The following is an 18139-nucleotide window of genomic DNA, read 5'->3' as shown; positions in this document are numbered from 1 at the left end:
TTTTATCGATAAAAGAAGTAATTAAGCAACCAGTATAACGATCTTTGAAAGGAGCTTTTGTCATGTTCTTATTATGTATAGCCAACACCGAGCTTAGCAAGATACCGAACCTTTCTGCGGCTGGAGAAAACCCTGAAGCTATCCGATACACGGTCCCTTCCGATGCAGAACTTCTTTTTTGGGGGAAGTGCCTCACAGCCTCTACTTTGCCTCTCGATCCAGAGGGACATCCCACTCCAGCTATTTTTACGAGAGCAGCCTATATAAAGGCAAACTTCCCCGTCATGGTAGTAAGGACGGGAAGCTTCCTGCCTCCGGCCTGTCCTTATATAGAAATCCCCTCGAGCCCGGGATCCAATCCTCTAGAAAAACCGGCAGTAGAGGAAGCAAAAAGAATATATTCCTGGGCAAAAGCCCTGGGCGATCATTTATCCTCCTTGGATTCTCTTATGGTGATTGGAGAATCCGTACCTGGCGGTACTACCTCTGCCTTTCTGGTTTTAAAGGCTCTTGGTTATGACGGCATGGTATCTTCTGCAAGTCCCAACAATCCGTCAAACTTAAAGATAAAAATTTGGGAAAGTTGTCGCAAACGTTACAATATCACAGAAGGCACTTTTTGTAACAAAGGACTCGATGCGGTAACGCTTCTTGGTGATCCAATGCAGGCAACAGTAGCTGGTATAGCAATGGGGTCTTTTAATAAATCCAGGGTAATACTGGCCGGAGGAACGCAGATGCTTGCCGTGGCCGCCGTATTGAGACACGAAGGGTATGACGGAGATATCGAAATTGCAACGACAAAATACATAGCTTTAGACAAATCAGCCCACTTTGCCAGTTTGGCCGAAAATCTCCGCGTGAAAGCTCACGTAGTTCCCATGGATTTATCCAGATCTGCTTATAAAGGGCTCTCGGACTACGAGAAAGGCTACGTCAAAGAGGGGGTGGGCGCAGGAGGAGCTTTATGGTACGCCAACCACCTTGGAGTTCCAACAGAAGTAGTCGTAAACGCGGCAGAGCAGATTTACGCTAATTTGTTAGAAGGTATCTCATCATGAAATTAATACTTGTACTTGGAGGAGCAAGAAGCGGTAAGAGCAATTTTGCCAAAAAAATAATCTTGGACAATTATGAGGGCCCTGCCACCTTTCTTGCCACCGCCAGACCCGGGGACGAGGAAATGAGACGACGTATATCATTACACAAAAAAGAAAGGCCCGCTACGTGGAGCACTTGGGAGGGAAATCCGAGCGATTTGATTGATTTTTTGTATACTGTTAGTGGTGCAGCACTGATGGATTGTCTTACCACCTGGTTATCGGAACTGATCTTCGATAAATACGATGACATGGAAAAATTATCGGAGGACGAATGGAGCGCAGCGCAAAAAAACCTTCTTCGAAAAGTTGAGGAGCTATGCAAAGTAACGGGACCGGAAGTTTTAGTGATTGTGAGCAATGAAATTGGCATGGGAATAGCGCCCGCCTTTATAATGGGCCGAAGGTTTAGGGACCTACAGGGCAGGGCCAATCAAATGGTCGCTTCCCGAGCTGAAAGTGTAGCAATGATGATAGCTGGACTGCCCTTGTGGTTAAAGGGAGGCAGAGTAGAGTAAATCAATCCGAAAGGAGGCGCAACCTTGCGTTTTATTGAAATATTAGCGGCCTCATTTTCTTTTTTTAGCAGGATTCCCGTACCGAAGATCCTTTTGCCCGAAAGGGAGCCGCCTTACCCCATGATGCTCGCCGTCTCTCCTTTGGTAGGAGGCATTTTGGGCGCGATATGGGGAGGAATAGGGGCAATTCTCAGTTTGAGGTTTGCAGCCCTCGGTGCTGCATGGGCATCGGCATTGATATACGTATTATTGGGTTGGGGATTGCATTTAGACGGGCTTAGTGATGTAGCAGATGGCTGGGGAAGCGGAGAAAGCGGGGCAACGCTTAAGGAAGTGATAAAAGACTGCCATTGTGGGCCCTACGGTGTTGTAGCGTTAGTATTGACATTGGGCTTCTGGACATCGCTTCTTTTTGCCCTTCCAACATGGCGCTGGATAACGATAGGCATAATGGTGGGGGCATCAGGCAGGTGGGCGATGTGCTGCGCATCGTGTATAGGCCGTTATCCTTGGAAAAGTGGTATGGCGCTTCCATTTGTTCAAGACTTTTCGGTAAAAGAAATTCTTTATGCCTTTTTGTGTTTTGCTCTATTTTTTCTACTTGGACCGTGGCTGTGGATCTTATCATTCTTTTCAACCACCTTCATTAGCGCTCTTGTCGCATTATGGGCACATAGGCGAATTGGAGGGGTTAGCGGTGACGTACTAGGTACCATAGAAGTGTTGGCGGAGCTTTGTGCACTTGCGGCCATTGCTTTGTTTACATCGTAATTAAACAAGAGATTACAAAGGATCCATATTTTACCCCGACTCTTTTTGTTGCTTTACCTAAAGTTAATTTATGGTAAAATTACGCATATTGTGGACAATGTTAAATGGCATCTTTATGATGTTGGATTTTTTAATGTATTTTTTAAAGATTCTTAAAGCAGGGTAAAGAGTGAGGTAAAAATTGAGGAATAAAATTAAACTAATAGCTATTGATTTGGACGGTTCACTTCTTACATCAGAAAACACCATTACGGAAAACACAATCAGGGCTATTAAAGACTTAATCTCTCGAGGTGTAACCTTTCTCATAGCTACAGGAAGGATGTTTTGTTCTGCCCGAAAGTTTGCGCTAATATTTGGGCCGCAAACACTCATCATCTCCTACAATGGAGCTTTAATAAAAAGAGCTCAAGGCAAAACATTGTTACATAGGCCAATCGCTTTAAGCCTGGCCAAGGAGGTCTTAAGCTTCTTCAAAGAAAAGGGTTGGTATGTCCAAAGTTATATCGATGATGTGCTTTATGTCAAGGAATTAAACGAGAAGGCGATAGCTTACGCCAAAAACTCAGAGGTAACTCCGATCGTCGTAGGAGACAAACTATATGATCCTCCGAAGGAACCAACAAAGCTACTTGCCATGACCGATGACGAGAATTTAACAGAGACAATGAGAGATGAGATAAAATCGCAATTTAACGCTCGCTTATTTGTGGCAATTTCGTCCCCCACCTACATAGACATGGGAAATCCCGAAACAAGCAAAGGAAAGGCATTGACTTATATCGCAAAACTCCTTGGGGTTAAAAAAGGGGAAGTATGTGTCATCGGCGATTCGGAAAATGATGTAGAGATGTTTGAGGCAGCGGGATTATCTATTGCTATGGGAAACGCGCGAGAAGATGTGAAAGCGAAAGCTTCTTTCGTGACTGCTTCGAATGACGAAGAGGGGGTAGCCATCGCCATCAAAGACATAATCATTCCCGATTTTCTTTAGCGAGATTAGACAAGGCATCAAGTAAAAGCTCTATTTCGCTCTCAGTATTAAACGGTCCAAGCGAAACTCGAAGAGAACCTTGTGGGAAAGTGCCAAGCGTTTTATGGGCAAGCGGAGCACAATGCAGTCCCGGGCGTGTCTCGATGCCCCATTTCTCGTACAGCTCAAAGGCTAACTCGGCATTATCCCATCCTCTTAGGTTTAGGGCAAAAATTGGCAACCTATTCTTCATCTCCTTGGGCCCATAGAGGCTAACTTCTTCCATTCGAAGTAATTCCTTCAACAACTTCTTCCCAAGCTCGTCCGCTTTCTTTGTCACCTTCTCCATGTCCTCAGCCTCGATCCATTCGAGCGCCGCCTTTAGTCCCGCAATGCCCGGTAAATTAGGGGTACCGGACTCAAATTTATCTGGCATTTTTTGAGGTTGCACCTCTTGGTGAGAAAAACTTCCCGTTCCTCCCTCTATTAAAGGCAATACGATATCGGCGAAATCGGGCCTCCATACTATCCCTCCGGTGCCCTGCGGTCCCAAAAGTCCCTTATGTCCAGTAAAACAGAGGGCAGCGATATTATTTTTCGATACGGAGATTGGAACGCTACCCGCGGTTTGAGCTACATCTACCACAACAGGAGCATCGTTTTTATTGCAAATTTGACACAACGCTTCTAAATCTTGTAAAGTTCCACAGACGTTACTCGCGTGATTTAATACCACCAGGTCGGGTTTATGTATATTTATTTCTCTTTCAAGAGCAAATTCAGACATACGCCCATCTATATCACACTTAACAACGATGACCTTGACGCCCTGCTTTTCTAAGCCCCTGAGAGGCCTGATCACGGCGTTATGTTCCATTGAAGAGGTCAGGGCAATCATGCCCGGCTTCAAGAAACCCTTAATGACTATATTTAAGGCTTCCGTAACATTTGAGGTAAAAGTAACATAGCGTGGATCTTGATGTAAGTATCCATCGAACATCCTTGAAAGCGTGACACGGCAATCGGTAACCAGATCCAGCGTTTCAATGTCCCTGGAAGAAGCACCGCCTCTTGCAAGGTTGCCACCGGTCCTCAAGATGAAATCTGCCATTCTCTCGACTACAACTTTCGGCTTGGGCCAGCTCGTAGCGGCGTTGTTGAGATATACTGCCATAACCACCACTTCCTTTAAGTTTTTAGCATCAAATAAATTCTAAAACTTTTTTAACAATGGCCTCGCCGGCTTTTGGCCTTGCCAGTTTTTCCGATGCCTCTAATAACTTGGCCTGCTCTCCTTCGTCTCCGAGGACTTTTAAAAGCGTATGGGCTGCTCTCCTGGGTTCAAATATAGTTTTAGCAGCCCCTCGATCGAGGAGATAATCGCTGTTCCTCTGTTCCTGCCCCGGAATGACACCGCATAAGAAAAAGGGACGCTTCATGCATAACACCTCTGAGGTCGATAATCCCCCCGGCTTCATGACAATGGCATCGGAGGCAGCATACACATACTCCATCCCCTTAACAAAGCCAAAAACTTTGACATTGACGCTGTCAAAAAACCTCTCCTCCATAGCCTCTCTTAACTCCTCGTTATTTCCGCATAACGTCAACACTGTAGCTTCTCTTATTTGAGAAAGGGATTCCACCACGTCCTCAAGAGGCCCAACTCCTATTCCGCCTCCCATTACCAAAAAAACAGACCCCTCTTGCGATAACCCCAACCTATCACGAGCTGACCTTTTTGACGGAGGCATCACAAAACAAGGCTTGATCGGTATCCCTGAAATGTAAACTTTTTCTATATCGATGCCGTCTGCTTCGTACTGCAATAAAGCCTCTTCGGAAGCTATAAACCACCCGTCGTAAACATCACGATCGCGGTGAAAAACGTGGCTCAAAAAATCTGTATTGACCAAAAAAATCGGGGCCTTTCCCTTGTATTCCTGGGCCACTGCTGAAGCAGCAAAAAAGTGAGTAAATACAATGGCATCGGGAGAAAAGTCCATTAAAATCTTTAGCAATTTTCTTGCGTTTAACTTAACCGTGAGCTCGTGAAGCCCTCCCAAGAGTCCGATGGCCGCCTCAGGAGAATCTGTTGATTCATAAAAATATCCCCAAATTTGAGGAGCTTTACGAACCATCTCAAGATAAGACCGTGCATATATGCCTCGAATGATGGGGTTCACGTATGCCAGCGCATCAACGCATATCGTATCTACGTTAAACTTAGAAAACCATTCACATAAAGCGTTTGCTGCCGTCTTATGTCCGGTGCCTATGGAGGAATAAATGATCGCTGCTTTTTTATTGCGATCTTTCATGAAATTAACTCTCCTCGTTTTGTTTTAATTTACTTTTAAGAACATCGCCCAACGTCATCGAGATGGGCTTTTCCTGTTCTGAAATTAAATCGATAGCCGATAAAATCGACTCGCTTATCTGTTCAAGAGGATAGTGAGGCGGAAAGTAAAGAGCGGCGGCATCTCCATGACCGCCTCCCCGTATTTTCTTGCCATCGCGCAACATACCCGTAATCTTGCCCGCTAACCCCGATCTGCTCCTGAGAGATACGGCCCATTCCCCCGTTACCTTTTTATTTGCCACAGCTACAACCTTTGGCGGGTTTTTGCTTCTATCTAAAATCAAACCGCAAAAATCAGAGACATCTCCAAATCGTAACAATTCAGGCCCCACGACTATCAATTCATCTCCGAAACGTTTAACTCTTTTTAAGGCCTCAGCAAAGCGCTCCTCCTGCTCTTTAACAAAACTTGTAGTCGCTTCGTATTCGCCATCTGTCAATGAAGAAGATGGATTTGCTAAGAGCCTACAAAGCACGCTCCAAGGCCCACACATAGTAATCATGGCCTGCCAAAGCCTGCTTTCAGGGATTTGGCCTAACCACAGATCCCGATCGTTTGCCACTTCCACGATGTCAGACAGGACAACGAGGCGATCTTTTACGTTTACAGGAAGTTCTTGCGACATGAGCCAGCCATAGTATACCTTAGCAGCACAGGAAGAGGTGTCAATCTTGAGCCAGGGCCTGTTGCCCCAACGTTGCAACGTCGTTTCATGATGATCAAAGCATATGGGGGGTTCCCCCTCAAAGAAGCTATCGATCAAATCAATCGTTTCCCTTTTTTGACAAAAAAGATCGAGGATCAAAACATTCCTGCCCGATTGGATGGAATCGTAAACGACATTATCCACCTCCCCATACCCAACTAAATAAATTTGAAGTGGCGCATTCTCGGGGTAGAGCGCATACCAAGCTACAGCTGCCGCCACTACACCATCTAAATCCGTATGACTTATTATATTAATTAGAGATCTTTCCAAGGCAAATGACACCTCCAAAAGTAAAAGGAGTGACCACTGATGAACTTAAAGGAGCTTTTATCCTACTCTATAAAGCTTAATCTAAAACTTCCATTTCGTCACGAAAATATGGTCGAAAGGAAAAGGGACAGGTCATTAGTAATTATAGGGGATCTCCACGGCGAACGCGATTCCTTTGAAGAAATTAAATACATAGTTGGCGGTGAGAAGGAATCCTTGTTTGTGTTCTTGGGCGACTATGTGGACAGAGGGCCGGACTGCATCGGTTTGCTTAAAAGTATACTTACGTTTCAAATGGAAAACAAAGATAGGGTTATACTGCTCCGCGGCAACCATGAAGACTGGGACATGAACGTTCGCTATTCATTCGCAAGCGAATTGATCTCAAAGGGCTACGAGAATATCATCGAAGACATCATAGGTTGGTACGAATCTCTTCCGTTAATAGCATTGCTAGAGGACATAGTAGCTCTTCATGGGGGAGTCCCGAAACCAATTCCTTCAAGCATGAAGACCCTAGCTAAAGCCAAGGCGTCCGATTCTGTTGGTCTTCAGATTTTGTGGAACGATCCCCTAGACGAGCAATACTGGCCACGTGGAGGAGGAACCAAGCCCTTTACCGCCGATGATCTTACGCTTTTTTTAAAGCTGGCCAACTCTAAACTGCTTATACGGGGACATCAATACGTACCCAATAAGGGATATAAGCTGAATTTTGATAACAGGTGCGTAACTATTTTTTCAGCGAGCTACGGTTACAGCTGGCCTCGATGCTTCGTTTACTTTCCACGTTCATGCGAACTCAAGCTTGAAGATGTGGAAAAGTACATCATATGTATATAAAACCCCGATCTAAAACGTAAAGAAAATTATCAACAATACTAAAAATGCTAAGAAAATTATGAAAATAAGAACATTTAAAGCTGTCTTTCATGAAAACCCTTATAGAAGCGGTTAAAACCTTTATTGAATACACCTGTCAAGTGCCTTATCCACACCTTGTGAATAACCTGTGGATAACTCTACAATCCCGCCTGTTCACTGCATGTTATATTTTTCGCTAAATTGATTTTAATTTCAATAAGCCCATGGTTGACGAAAAGGCAGATGAAAAGATATCCACATTAAAAACTAAATACCCGTGGACAAGTGGATAACTTTTGTGGAAATTATGTGGTAATATTGGGTATAGCTTGTGGACAACTTGGGGGGGGTTTCCTTGAACGACAGGTTAAATGAGGTGTGGAAAGAAGTGCTATCAAAGGCTCCTGAAAAACTCCCTCAAGGGGCAACCGAAATATGGCTTAAAACATGTCTACCCATTTCCTTAGAAAATGGCAATTTAACCTTAGACGTCCCAAACGTATTTGTTAAAGAACAGATTCAATCGCGCTTCTTGGATAGCTTAAAAGAGCTGATAACGAGTATGAATATAGCCGAAGAAGTTGAGCTGGTCGTTGGAACAGAAGTGAGGGACGGGGAACAAAAGAGAGCAGAAAGTGCCTTAAAACATAGCCCTCCTTCTGTTGATGGGCTAAATCCCAATTATTACTTCGATACCTTTGTAGTGGGAAAATCAAACAGACTTGCCCATGCTGCAAGTCTTGCCGTCGCAGAATCTCCAGGGGCCGCCTACAATCCCCTATTTATCTGGGGAGGGGTGGGATTGGGTAAAACTCACCTAATGCATGCTATAGGACATTACGTGCTAGAACATCTTCCAGGAGCTCGCGTCGTTTATGCAAGTTCAGAAAAATTCACGAACGAACTCATATCAGCCATACAAAACAATAGAACTCAAGATTTTAAGGCTAAATTCAGGAATGTGGATATCCTTTTAATTGACGATATTCAGTTTTTAGCCAACAAAGAAAGTACTCAAGAAGAATTCTTCCACACATTTAACAGCTTACACAATGCAAAACGGCAAATTGTGTTGAGCTCCGATAGGCCCCCTAAAGAAATTCAAAGCATCGAGCAAAGGTTGGTATCGAGGTTTGAGTGGGGGTTGGTAACTGATATACAACCTCCTGACTTGGAGACCAGGATAGCTATACTTCAAAAAAAAGCCGAGATTAGGGGATATAACATACCGGAAGACGTTGTTTATTTTCTGGCTCAAAATATCCCAAGCAACATTAGGGAGCTTGAAGGAGCGTTAAACCGCATTATAGCCTGCTCTCAATTAAATATGGAACCAATAACAATTGAGAATGCAGCGGAATGGCTCAAAGATATTATAAAGATGCAAGAGCAAGGCCCTATATCCATAGATGTAATTCAAGACGTGGTGTCATCATATTTCGGATTCGAAGTGGAAGACCTTAAAAGCCCCAAAAGGACCGCCGATCTTGCCTTTGCAAGACAAGTGGCCATGTATTTATCCAGGGAGTTAACAGATTTAAGCCTCCAGCAAATAGGCGTAGCATTTAATAAGAAAGATCATACTACGGTGCTGCATGCCTGCAGAAAGATCGAGGAAATAATGAAAGATGATTTAAAGATGAGGAAAATTGTGGACAACTTAGTGGATAACTTGAAGATATCTCGTGAATAAGTATAATAATATCCACTTTATTTTTTTATTTTTATAGTGTCTTACACATATTGTGGACAGATGGGGATATATTAAAACATATACACACCCTTATCCACAGTGGAAAACTTTCTATCCGCCGTTTAAGTTCCTACTTATCCACAATATACACTATGCCTACTACTATTCCTACTAGTTTTATATTATTAATAACAATAGTAATAATAGGGGGCCAAAAAATGAGGATAAAGGTATGCGACCCAACACTCATGAAAAACTGGCAGATTGTAGAAAGGACCTCGAGAGGACCAAAAACAATGTCAATATTATCCGGTATCTACGTTAAAGCCTACGATAATAAAATCACGCTAATGGCAACCGATCTTAAAACGTCCATAAAATGCACTGTCCATGATGCTGTTATCGAAGAAGAAGGAGAATCTATATTTCCTACTAAGGGAGTAGGAGAAATAATAAAGAAGCTATCCTTAGATTTTCTAATCGAAGCCACAAATGAAAGGATAACAATCAAGCATGAAAGGGATAAATTCTCTTTTACTACTTATCCGACAGAAGACTTCCCGAAACTACCTGTATCTACTTCAGCAACACTTGCCTGTCGCATCGATGCAAAGGAGCTGCTTAGAATAATTTCCGAGGGATCCTTTACGGGTTCAAGTACTGAAGAATTTCCACAATATCTATCGAGCTCCTTACTTGAATTTAAAGAAAATACAGCTAGGTTAATAGCAACTGATGGCAAAAGACTATCTCTATCTGAAGCAGAGTTGATAGAAACAAATGTTGATGAGCAAACTATTTTAATCCCGATAAGGGGTATTAATGAGCTTGAAAGAATATTATCCACTTTGAGCGGAGACGCTGTTGTTGAGATCTTATATGATGATTCGCAGTGTTATTTTAAGACAGATGATATAGAGCTTGTGATTAGGCGGGTTGAATCTGTCTTTCCTCCCTACGAGAGGATTATTTCATCGGATAAGACCACTTGGATGGTGGTAGATCGACAAAAATTAATAGACGCTCTTGAAAAGGTAGAGGTTGTAGTCCGTGATTATAATAAAGTTGTGATTTTGGATTTGAATCCTGCCGGCAATCTGTTCATTTCGGCTTATGCCCAAAATATAGGGGAGGCCTTTATGGAGCTTGATGCCGATATCGATGGAGAGCCTTTAAAGGTTGGTTTTAACGTATCTTATTTACTACAAGGTGTTAAGGTAATAGAAGATACCACAGTCCGACTTAGTTTTAACGGCCCTCATGGACAAATGAGGCTAAGAAAACTTGGAAGCGACAATTTTCTCTATATCTTAATGCCTGTTATTTTACCAGATGATATGTTGAAGGAGAAAGAAGAAATAGATGAGGTTTAGCCAAACATATTGGCTAAATTATAAAAACCTCAAACCAGAACGTGTTTCATGGCATGAGGGTTTAAATGTAATAATCGGCCCAAATGCCTCTGGGAAGACAAATACTTTAGAGGCTTTGTCCATGCTCTGCGGATGGGGGCAACCTCGACGCACAAAACTCAAAGACTTAATAAATTGGGATGTTAATGGGGGAGCCAAGTTATATTCAAGGTTTAGTGGCGAAGAAGAAATTTCTGTACTTATAAAAATTAATGAAAGGCGTTCCATAAAAATATCAGGGAAACAAGGAAACGCATCGGTCTTGCGCGTATACGTTCCTTCCTTATCATTTTGGAGTGATGATGTACGTTTAGTGGAGGGTCCTCCCGCTGTACGACGCAACTTTTTAAATCAATTATGCGCTGTGTTGGTGCCTTTGTATGCTAGAAAATTATACGATTATAAAAAACTTTTGCGGCATAGAAATTACTGTTTAAGGAGGGGTCAACCTGACGGTCTTATAATAAAAGCCATGGCTCCACTTGCGGCGTGGTTGTGGTCTTACAGGAGAACAATTACAGATCTTCTCAAAATAGGCCTAAAAGAAGTATCGAATGACTTGTTGGAGTTTGATTTTGATATAGATATAAAAGAAGGTAGCGAAGGTTTTTTTGATGACCCCCTAGAAGGATTTTACAAATCACTTTTTGCACTTAAAAAAGAAGAGCTAAATAAGCGTGTTTCTTTGGTGGGGCCGCATAGGGATGACTTAATTATAACTGTTGCAGGCAGGTCAGCCACTCAAGCATTGAGCAGAGGGCAAAGAAGAAAGCTCTCTGTTGCGCTTATGCTTGCCGCGGCGAAGGTTGTGGAATGCAAGATGAAAAGAAGACCTATAATATTACTAGACGAGGTTGCTTCTGAACTTGATCAAGAGGCTAAGTTGGATTTAATTAAAGCGCTCTTGAAGGGTGGCTGGCAGGTTATTGCAGCTACAGCAGATGATAGGGTGAGTAATTTTCCGGGAAAGGTATTGCGCATTTATCAAGGAGGTATATCTACCTGAAATGGCATTGAAGGACGAAAATACGTATGATGTGATAGTTGTAGGTGCAGGGCACGCCGGGTGCGAAGCTGCACTTGCTTCAGCTAGGATGGGCGCACGTACACTGCTCCTCAACTTATACCTTGATAATACCGCGTTGATGCCCTGTAATCCCTCTATAGGGGGTCCCGCAAAGGGCCATATTACGCGGGAAATTGACGCCTTGGGCGGAGAACAGGCTAAGGCCGCCGACAGCTCTGCCATTCATATGCGTTGGTTAAACACTTCAAAGGGGTCTGCCGTGAGGGCGTTAAGGGCTCAATGTGATCTATTGGATTATCACAAGCACATGATACGAGTTTTGGAGTCTACCGGTAATCTTTACGTCCATCAGGCCATGGTTACGGATTTATTGGTAAAAGATGGAAAAGTAAAGGGTGTTAGAACTTGGTTGGGCGAAACTTATAATGCTTCCTGTGTCATTATTACGACGGGACCTTATACCAATGGCAAGGTGTTTATAGGCCCGGTTAGTTTTCCTTCTGGACCTCTGGGACAAATGCCGTCGCTTCAACTGCCTCATTCACTGAGGCAAATTGGATTTAAAGTGGGCAGATTAAGAACTGATACGTCACCCAGGCTTCACGCAGATACCATAGATTTTAGTTCATTAAAAAGTCAACAATCATCCGATGAGCCCTTATGCTTTAGTCATTGGGGGAAGCCTCGCATATATGGCGGCTATTCCTGTTATTTGACGAGGTCAACACAAATGACCCATGAAATAATAAGATCGTCCCTTTATAGATCACCTCTCTTTAAAGGTGATATAGAAAGTCCGGGACCTCGGTATTGTCCATCTATAGAGGATAAGGTCATTAGGTTTCCCGACAAAGAATCTCATCTTATATTTTTGGAACCAACTGCGCGTCACTCCAAAGAGATATATATGCAGAACTTCTCAACTAGCTTGCCCTACGATGTTCAGGTGAAGATGGTAAGAAGCGTTCCGGGATGTGAAAGGGCGCATATCCTTAAACCCGGATATGCCATCGAATACGATTATTTCCTGCCAACACAACTTTATCCCTGGCTTGAGACCAAGTTGGTTGAAGGACTTTTTTTCGCAGGCCAAATAAATGGCACTTCCGGTTATGAGGAGGCAGCGGCTCAAGGGTTGATGGCGGGCATCAACGCTGTTTTAAAGTTAAGGGGTGAGGAACCTCTCGTGCTTGCCAGGCATGAAGCTTATATAGGTGTCTTAATTGATGATTTAGTGACCAAAGGTACTGAGGAGCCTTACAGGATGCTCACTAGTAGGTGTGAATACAGGTTGTTAATGCGCCACGACAACGCCGACAAAAGACTTGCCCCGATAGGCAGGAGACTAGGACTCATCGATGACGATTCTTGGAATGTCTTAATAAAAAAATGGAGGATAATGGAGGAGGAAATCGATCGTTTAAGAAAGATAAAGATTTATCCTTCACAACATGTGAACGATTTACTCCTTCCCTTAGGTCAGGCTTCTATTGTAGAACCCATAAGCGCCTACGACTTACTGAAAAGACCAGGTGTTGATTACGAGATTTTGTCTAAACTTGCACCTTTGTCTGAAGGTCTAGATAAGGAAATAAAGTCGAGGATAGAGGTGGAGGTCAAATATTCGGGATATATTCAAAAGCAAAATGCTTTAGCCTCTAAGATGAAGAGGATAGAGCAACTGCGCATACCTCGCGAACTAAATTATGACGAGGTGGTTGGTCTTTCTTCGGAGGGCCGCGAAAAGCTAAAAAAAATTATGCCCAATACCTTAGGGCAAGCAAGCCGTATATCGGGCGTAACACCATCGGATTTACAGGTTTTATGGATGTACCTTGAGACGAGGGAGAGAAATATAGCATCATGAGCAATAAAAGCAATAAGAGCAGTAGAAGAGAAATAAAGGGAAATCCAGAACACCTTTCTAAGGTTTTTGAAAGGTTATCGTCAACTCACATGAAAAATTATCTCGATTTTTACAAGATTCATAATGCATGGTTTGAAATAACTGGAAAGGTGTCAAAAAGATCTAAACCTATTAGCTTGCAAAGAGGGAAGCTAAATATAATAGCTGATTCACCGTCCGTAGCTCAAGAGATAAACATGATGTCGGGGCGTATAATTTCCAAGGCGCTTTCCCTGGGGGTTCAAATAGATTCTCTATGTGTTTGTATCGGTAATTTTAAAGACAAAGCTAAAACACCCAAAAGGGATAATAATTTACAGTTAAAACCTTTTACAGAAGGCGATATCTTAGAAGAAGTCGAGAAAGTAAAAGATATGTTTAACGATTATGGTTTGCCAGATGACGTGGCGAATAGTTTGCGCAGGTTGTATGTGGTATACAATAAAAGATTTAATTTAAAAGGTTAGTTTTTAAGATATATTGAGGAGATGATACCTTGAAAAGAGATTTCTTTTTTATTACGAGAAAAATGATTTTCGTGGTCACGATCTCTTTTTTATCTCTTCTTTTAATTCAATTCTCACAAGCAAGCGAGTTTGATGATCTCTTTCTACTTTACGAGATTAAAGAAGCGGGAGAAAGCGAGGGATTAAAGCTTCATGAGCGCCTATTAAAACAAGCTCCTGAGGGCATCCCCCAGTACGAGATGTGGAAGTCCCTTTTTAGCGAAGATTTAAGCGATGAAGAAAAGGCTTCAATTGCCCTAAAACTTGTTGACGATATTTTCCCTGAGGGAGATCCTTCCCAGTGGGATGCCGTGGAAGGTTTATGGATACCACAACTTATGCCAAAACCTTTGGCTGCCCTGGACGGCATCTATGTGGCAATGCAATCTTTGCTATCAATGGACGAAGAAGGAGCGCCGTGGCTTGCGAGGGATTTGTTTTTAAGGCTGTATGAATCTCGTGGTGCAAGGTTTTATGGGATACGGATCGCCCCAATAGAAGTACTTGATATATTAGAGAAACTTAAAGCGAGGGCGCCTTTGCCTCCAATTGGAGGTTGGCCTAATCCTCAGGTCATTGGAAGACTTCCCTTTGCAAGAAAAATTTACGGGTGTATTTCCGTTGATACTGCTTTAATGTATAATATGACATTTCTTGATTCCCATGGAAGGCCTAGGGGCGGTGCTGGGGTTTTTGCCTGGGATAGGGCGAGGGGAAGGATATTTTATGTCAGAAGCGGTCCATCGGAGGACGAGATATGGCCAAAATTTTGAAATGTGTTAAAATAAAAATGATTTCAAATCCATTTAAAGGGAGGAGGTTTGGATATGAGGTTTGAATCCTTAATGCAATCAGGTGATTGGAAAGGCGAAAAGCACGTTCCTGTCATCGAGGCTCCCGAGGATGTAACTTCTGGGGAAGTTTTTACCGTTACAGTAAGTGTGGGAAAAGAGATTCCTCATCCCAACACTACAGAGCATCATATTAGATGGATTAAGCTGTTCTTCAAAGGAGAAGGCGAAAAATTTCCCTTTGAGATAGGATCCTATGAATTTAACGCTCATGGAGAGCACGTAAATGGTCCTAATACAGGTCCGGCATATAGCGAACCTTACGTAATCACAAAGGTTAAGCTAACTAAATCGGGTACGCTTTTAGCAATGTCATATTGTAATATTCATGGGCTTTGGGAAAGCTCCAAGGAAGTGAAAGTGAAATAATTTTTTCTTCACCCTAGTTGATTAAAATATTTAGTTAAATCATCCCTAAGTTAGATCTAACTTAGGGATGATTTTTTGAAATGCTCGGAATGAAAGCACGTGTATGCTACAAGTTAATTTAGTTGGCGTGGTAACTAGTTTTTGCTTTTTGCAGAAAGCTTATCTACAATGAGTTCTTAAGTGCCCTTAAGTTCTTATTTACTAAATTCCTATATCGAGACGATGTGGTACCATAGTATCGATCTAAGGCCTTATGCTCCGATCCGTATGCCCTAATGTAGCGGGATAATAACAACGCGCCAGCGGCTATTCCAAGCTCGGGATCATGTAATAGATTTTTGGATGTTATCCCGTTCGCCGATAGCAATCCAGCATGTGTATTCCATACTACCTGCATTACGCCCACCGCTCCCTTTTCGCTCATTGCTTTAGGATCAAAATGACTTTCTGTATTGGCGACTGCAACTAGAAGATCTCCCGGAGCGCCGTATTTTTTTGCATAATGAACGAAAGCGCAAGCTTCTCTCCATATTGTTTTGGAGGAAAGCTCTGGGTTTGTCATTTTAATATATTTGACCAGCAATGCTACCGCTTCCTGTTCTTCTGAAAGCATCTCGCTTAAAAATCGAAGCGATGAGTTGGGGTGTTCTTTTTGCCAGCGAAGCACATCTTCGGGGGAATTGCCAGTTTCGGCCAGGGTTCTAATTATCTCTTCATGAAAGGTAATGTCTTTCGCAGAAGTATTGTCATTTATTTCACCATCTCCAGGGGTTGTGATAGACAATAGCAAGGTGAAAAATAAAAGTGCCGTTGAAATTTTTACTATATTGCGCGATCTTGTACAAAATGGTTTCTCCAACATCGCAACCTCCTTTTTACAAAGGGTTTATACCTCCTGTACCATTACCTGACTAGGTTATTTTACTTAGTTCTAGATACTAAGAACGTAATAGATCGCCATTTACGGCGATCTATTGTATACATTTGGTGATATAATTTAAGTTGTAAATTTAATTATACATATTTTTTTGCAATTTGAAAACCCATGGCAGCGCTTTTATTCCAAGGAATGTCCAAAAGTGATTTCTAAATGCTAACTACGCTAAAGCCTAATTAGCTTTCCTCGATTTGTAAGACGCGAAGTTAAAGCTATATAATTTAAATTGTCCCCTTTGGGGAGATGGCTTTGGCAATTGGCTATCCATAATTAGCGTGACCCTTGGACCGCCGATATATTTTTGGAGGTGTTTTTGTTGAAAGTTTTAAAATCCGATGCAAACTTGAGTGAATTGAGGGCTCAATCCTTGGGAGTCCTTGTATTTGAGGGCAAAATGGACGAGGCGTTAGATGCCTTAGGTGATTTAAAAGGTCCGATTAAATTACAGGCTGACATCGAAAATTTTAATGGAAAAAAAGAAAAAGCGTTCAAGGTTACACTTCCGGGAAGTCGCATTCCAAGGGTCTTTTTAGTGGGACTTGGCTTGGAATCCGAGGTAAAGCTGGATGATTTTAGGGTGGCTGCTGCAATTTACACCAAAGAGGCACAAAAATCTTGCGCAGAAGAGCTGTATTTGTTTTTTCCAAAGATCAGCGCTCCCCTTTCGCAAGCTATTGCGGAAGGGTGTTTGCTTGGGTCCTACCAATTTGACCTATATAAGACTAAGAAAGAAAAAGGCGAAAGTGGAATAAAAGATGTTTACATTATTGGCGGTGATTACGAATTCATCGAAAGAGGTGTGCATTTGGCATGTGGGCAAAATTATGCCAGAGGCCTAGCAAATGAACCGCCCAACGTGATCAATCCCCTTTCCTTGGCTAATATCGCGTCCGAATTGGCAAATGACATGAAATTGGATTGCAAAATATACGATGAGAAAGAGCTTGAAGAGATGGGCATGAATGCCCTGCTCGCTGTGGGTAAGGGTTCGGTAAATCCGCCGAGATTAATTCATCTGACATATAAACAAGCCGCCGATTCCAGGGTCAAGGTGGCTCTCGTAGGCAAAGGGCTTACCTTCGATAGTGGGGGTTTAAATATCAAGGCTTCAGAAAATATGAGGACGATGAAAGGCGACAAAGCCGGAGCTTGCACCCTTTTAGGAGTCATGAGGACACTGCCCAAATTAAATCTTCAAATTGAAGTACATGCATTAATTGGAGCTGTAGAAAACATGCCGAGCGGCTCGTCTTATAAACCTGATGACATAATTAGGGCATACAACGGAAAGACCATAGAGATCGATAACACCGATGCCGAAGGGCGCGTTACAATGGCCGATATTTTGAGCTTTGCTTCTGGGTTAAGTCCCTCTTGCATCCTTGACGTAGCTACTCTAACGGGTGCCTGCGCTGTAGCGCTTGGTCCTTATACTGCTGGTTTATTTTCAAATGACCAGGCTTTTTGTAATACCTTGCTTGAGATATCCTCCTTCACAGGAGAACGGCTATGGCAACTTCCCCTGGACGATGTGCGCCTGAGAAAACGCCTTGATTCACCATTTGCCGATGTGCTCAACTCCGCAGGAAGATATGGGGGCGCGATCACTGCAGCTATGTTTTTGCGAGAATTCGTGAGAGAAGGCATATCTTGGGCACATTTAGATATAGCAGGGGTAAATTATTATAAGGATCCCTTCGGCTACTATCCAAAGGGTGCTTCTGGGTTCGGCGTAAGAACAATATTAGAATGGCTTTCCAAGTTACAAGGACCGTAATTGTCTTATCCGTGTCATTTTAAATTTTAAATCCTTTGGTTTAGCCAAACTCGAAAAGGCTCACATTTAAAGCAGCAGGTTTAAGGCCATGTT

General features: G+C 42.7%; 17 protein-coding genes. 13 read left to right on the top strand and 4 right to left on the bottom strand.

What is annotated here, in order from left to right; all coding sequences use genetic code 11:
• Positions 1–62 precede the first annotated feature (62 nt).
• From cobT to AC5SXE_RS02385, 4 genes are all read left to right on the top strand, one after another.
• Positions 63–1061, top strand: coding sequence for a nicotinate mononucleotide-dependent phosphoribosyltransferase CobT (cobT, locus tag AC5SXE_RS02400; protein ID WP_493916478.1), 999 nt, complete (start codon positions 63–65; stop codon positions 1059–1061).
• Positions 1058–1618, top strand: coding sequence for a bifunctional adenosylcobinamide kinase/adenosylcobinamide-phosphate guanylyltransferase (locus AC5SXE_RS02395; RefSeq protein WP_310848372.1), 561 nt, complete (start codon positions 1058–1060; stop codon positions 1616–1618). The genes cobT and AC5SXE_RS02395 overlap by 4 nt, the downstream gene beginning before the upstream one ends.
• Positions 1619–1642: 24 nt before the next feature.
• Positions 1643–2389: an adenosylcobinamide-GDP ribazoletransferase gene (locus tag AC5SXE_RS02390; RefSeq protein ID WP_310848374.1), complete on the top strand. Its 747-nt coding sequence runs from the start codon at positions 1643–1645 to the stop codon at positions 2387–2389.
• Positions 2390–2570: 181 nt separating this feature from the next.
• A complete protein-coding gene (locus tag AC5SXE_RS02385; RefSeq protein ID WP_493916477.1) occupies positions 2571–3383 on the top strand; it encodes an HAD family hydrolase in 813 nt (270 codons plus the stop codon).
• Here AC5SXE_RS02385 and AC5SXE_RS02380 read toward each other — a convergent pair.
• Genes AC5SXE_RS02380 through AC5SXE_RS02370 form a run of 3 tightly spaced genes read right to left on the bottom strand, consistent with a single transcriptional unit; the run spans position 3364 to position 6704 of the window.
• A complete protein-coding gene (locus AC5SXE_RS02380; protein ID WP_310848378.1) occupies positions 3364–4536 on the bottom strand; it encodes an aminotransferase class V-fold PLP-dependent enzyme in 1173 nt (390 codons plus the stop codon). The two genes, AC5SXE_RS02385 and AC5SXE_RS02380, sit on opposite strands and share 20 nt — an antisense overlap.
• Positions 4537–4564: 28 nt before the next feature.
• Positions 4565–5683, bottom strand: a complete 1119-nt coding sequence (locus tag AC5SXE_RS02375) for an MGDG synthase family glycosyltransferase (RefSeq protein ID WP_310848380.1) — start codon at positions 5681–5683, stop codon at positions 4565–4567.
• 4 nt (positions 5684–5687) lie between these two features.
• The gene (locus tag AC5SXE_RS02370; protein WP_310848382.1) at positions 5688–6704 is read right to left on the bottom strand and encodes a DHH family phosphoesterase; all 1017 of its coding nucleotides are present in this window, start codon (positions 6702–6704) and stop codon (positions 5688–5690) included.
• A gap of 39 nt (positions 6705–6743) precedes the next feature.
• Here AC5SXE_RS02370 and AC5SXE_RS02365 point away from each other — a divergent pair, with 39 nt between their 5' ends.
• The 8 genes from AC5SXE_RS02365 to AC5SXE_RS02330 all read left to right on the top strand — a co-directional run bounded on the left by AC5SXE_RS02365 (position 6744) and on the right by AC5SXE_RS02330 (position 15332).
• The gene (locus AC5SXE_RS02365) at positions 6744–7547 is read left to right on the top strand and encodes a metallophosphoesterase family protein (protein ID WP_310848384.1); all 804 of its coding nucleotides are present in this window, start codon (positions 6744–6746) and stop codon (positions 7545–7547) included.
• Positions 7548–7923: 376 nt separating this feature from the next.
• Positions 7924–9261 (top strand): chromosomal replication initiator protein DnaA, encoded by a 1338-nt coding sequence (gene dnaA, locus AC5SXE_RS02360; protein ID WP_310848386.1) that lies wholly within the window; start codon positions 7924–7926, stop codon positions 9259–9261.
• A 218-nt stretch (positions 9262–9479) separates the two neighbouring features.
• Positions 9480–10634 (top strand): DNA polymerase III subunit beta, encoded by a 1155-nt coding sequence (gene dnaN / locus AC5SXE_RS02355; protein ID WP_310848387.1) that lies wholly within the window; start codon positions 9480–9482, stop codon positions 10632–10634.
• Positions 10624–11679 carry a DNA replication/repair protein RecF gene (gene recF, locus AC5SXE_RS02350; protein WP_323721426.1) on the top strand — a complete coding sequence of 352 codons (1056 nt, stop codon included), beginning with the start codon at positions 10624–10626 and terminating at the stop codon, positions 11677–11679. The genes dnaN and recF overlap by 11 nt, the downstream gene beginning before the upstream one ends.
• 1 nt (position 11680) lies before the next feature.
• On the top strand, positions 11681–13567 hold the full coding sequence (gene mnmG / locus AC5SXE_RS02345; protein WP_310848394.1) for a tRNA uridine-5-carboxymethylaminomethyl(34) synthesis enzyme MnmG: 1887 nt from the start codon (positions 11681–11683) through the stop codon (positions 13565–13567).
• On the top strand, positions 13564–14073 hold the full coding sequence (locus AC5SXE_RS02340; protein ID WP_310848396.1) for a DciA family protein: 510 nt from the start codon (positions 13564–13566) through the stop codon (positions 14071–14073). Before mnmG ends, AC5SXE_RS02340 begins: the two co-directional genes overlap by 4 nt.
• Positions 14074–14102: 29 nt before the next feature.
• On the top strand, positions 14103–14885 hold the full coding sequence (locus AC5SXE_RS02335; protein WP_310848398.1) for a cell division protein FtsL: 783 nt from the start codon (positions 14103–14105) through the stop codon (positions 14883–14885).
• 54 nt (positions 14886–14939) lie between these two features.
• On the top strand, positions 14940–15332 hold the full coding sequence (locus tag AC5SXE_RS02330) for a class II SORL domain-containing protein (protein WP_310848400.1): 393 nt from the start codon (positions 14940–14942) through the stop codon (positions 15330–15332).
• A 163-nt stretch (positions 15333–15495) separates the two neighbouring features.
• On the opposite strand, the gene AC5SXE_RS02325 is transcribed toward AC5SXE_RS02330, so the two are convergent.
• Positions 15496–16194: a lytic transglycosylase domain-containing protein gene (locus AC5SXE_RS02325; RefSeq protein WP_493916476.1), complete on the bottom strand. Its 699-nt coding sequence runs from the start codon at positions 16192–16194 to the stop codon at positions 15496–15498.
• Between the two features lie 382 nt (positions 16195–16576).
• Between AC5SXE_RS02325 and AC5SXE_RS02320 the strand changes: the two genes are divergently transcribed.
• The gene (locus AC5SXE_RS02320) at positions 16577–18046 is read left to right on the top strand and encodes a leucyl aminopeptidase (RefSeq protein ID WP_310849287.1); all 1470 of its coding nucleotides are present in this window, start codon (positions 16577–16579) and stop codon (positions 18044–18046) included.
• Positions 18047–18139: the final 93 nt, after the last annotated feature.

It is taken from the genome of Acetomicrobium sp., assembly GCF_059026225.1.
Note: the sequence above shows the minus strand (reverse complement) of the source record. Positions and strands in the feature narration are given on the sequence as shown.

Excerpts from the sequence above, each read along its gene's own strand:
- cobT (WP_493916478.1), top strand. The coding sequence starts at position 63 with ATGTTCTTATTATGTATAGCCAACACCGAGCTTAGCAAGATACCGAAC.
- AC5SXE_RS02395 (WP_310848372.1), top strand. The coding sequence starts at position 1,058 with ATGAAATTAATACTTGTACTTGGAGGAGCAAGAAGCGGTAAGAGCAAT.
- AC5SXE_RS02380 (WP_310848378.1), bottom strand. The coding sequence starts at position 4,536 with ATGGCAGTATATCTCAACAACGCCGCTACGAGCTGGCCCAAGCCGAAA.
- AC5SXE_RS02375 (WP_310848380.1), bottom strand. The coding sequence starts at position 5,683 with ATGAAAGATCGCAATAAAAAAGCAGCGATCATTTATTCCTCCATAGGC.
- AC5SXE_RS02365 (WP_310848384.1), top strand. The coding sequence starts at position 6,744 with ATGAACTTAAAGGAGCTTTTATCCTACTCTATAAAGCTTAATCTAAAA.
- dnaN (WP_310848387.1), top strand. The coding sequence starts at position 9,480 with ATGAGGATAAAGGTATGCGACCCAACACTCATGAAAAACTGGCAGATT.
- recF (WP_323721426.1), top strand. The coding sequence starts at position 10,624 with ATGAGGTTTAGCCAAACATATTGGCTAAATTATAAAAACCTCAAACCA.
- mnmG (WP_310848394.1), top strand. The coding sequence starts at position 11,681 with ATGGCATTGAAGGACGAAAATACGTATGATGTGATAGTTGTAGGTGCA.
- AC5SXE_RS02340 (WP_310848396.1), top strand. The coding sequence starts at position 13,564 with ATGAGCAATAAAAGCAATAAGAGCAGTAGAAGAGAAATAAAGGGAAAT.
- AC5SXE_RS02330 (WP_310848400.1), top strand. The coding sequence starts at position 14,940 with ATGAGGTTTGAATCCTTAATGCAATCAGGTGATTGGAAAGGCGAAAAG.
- AC5SXE_RS02325 (WP_493916476.1), bottom strand. The coding sequence starts at position 16,194 with ATGTTGGAGAAACCATTTTGTACAAGATCGCGCAATATAGTAAAAATT.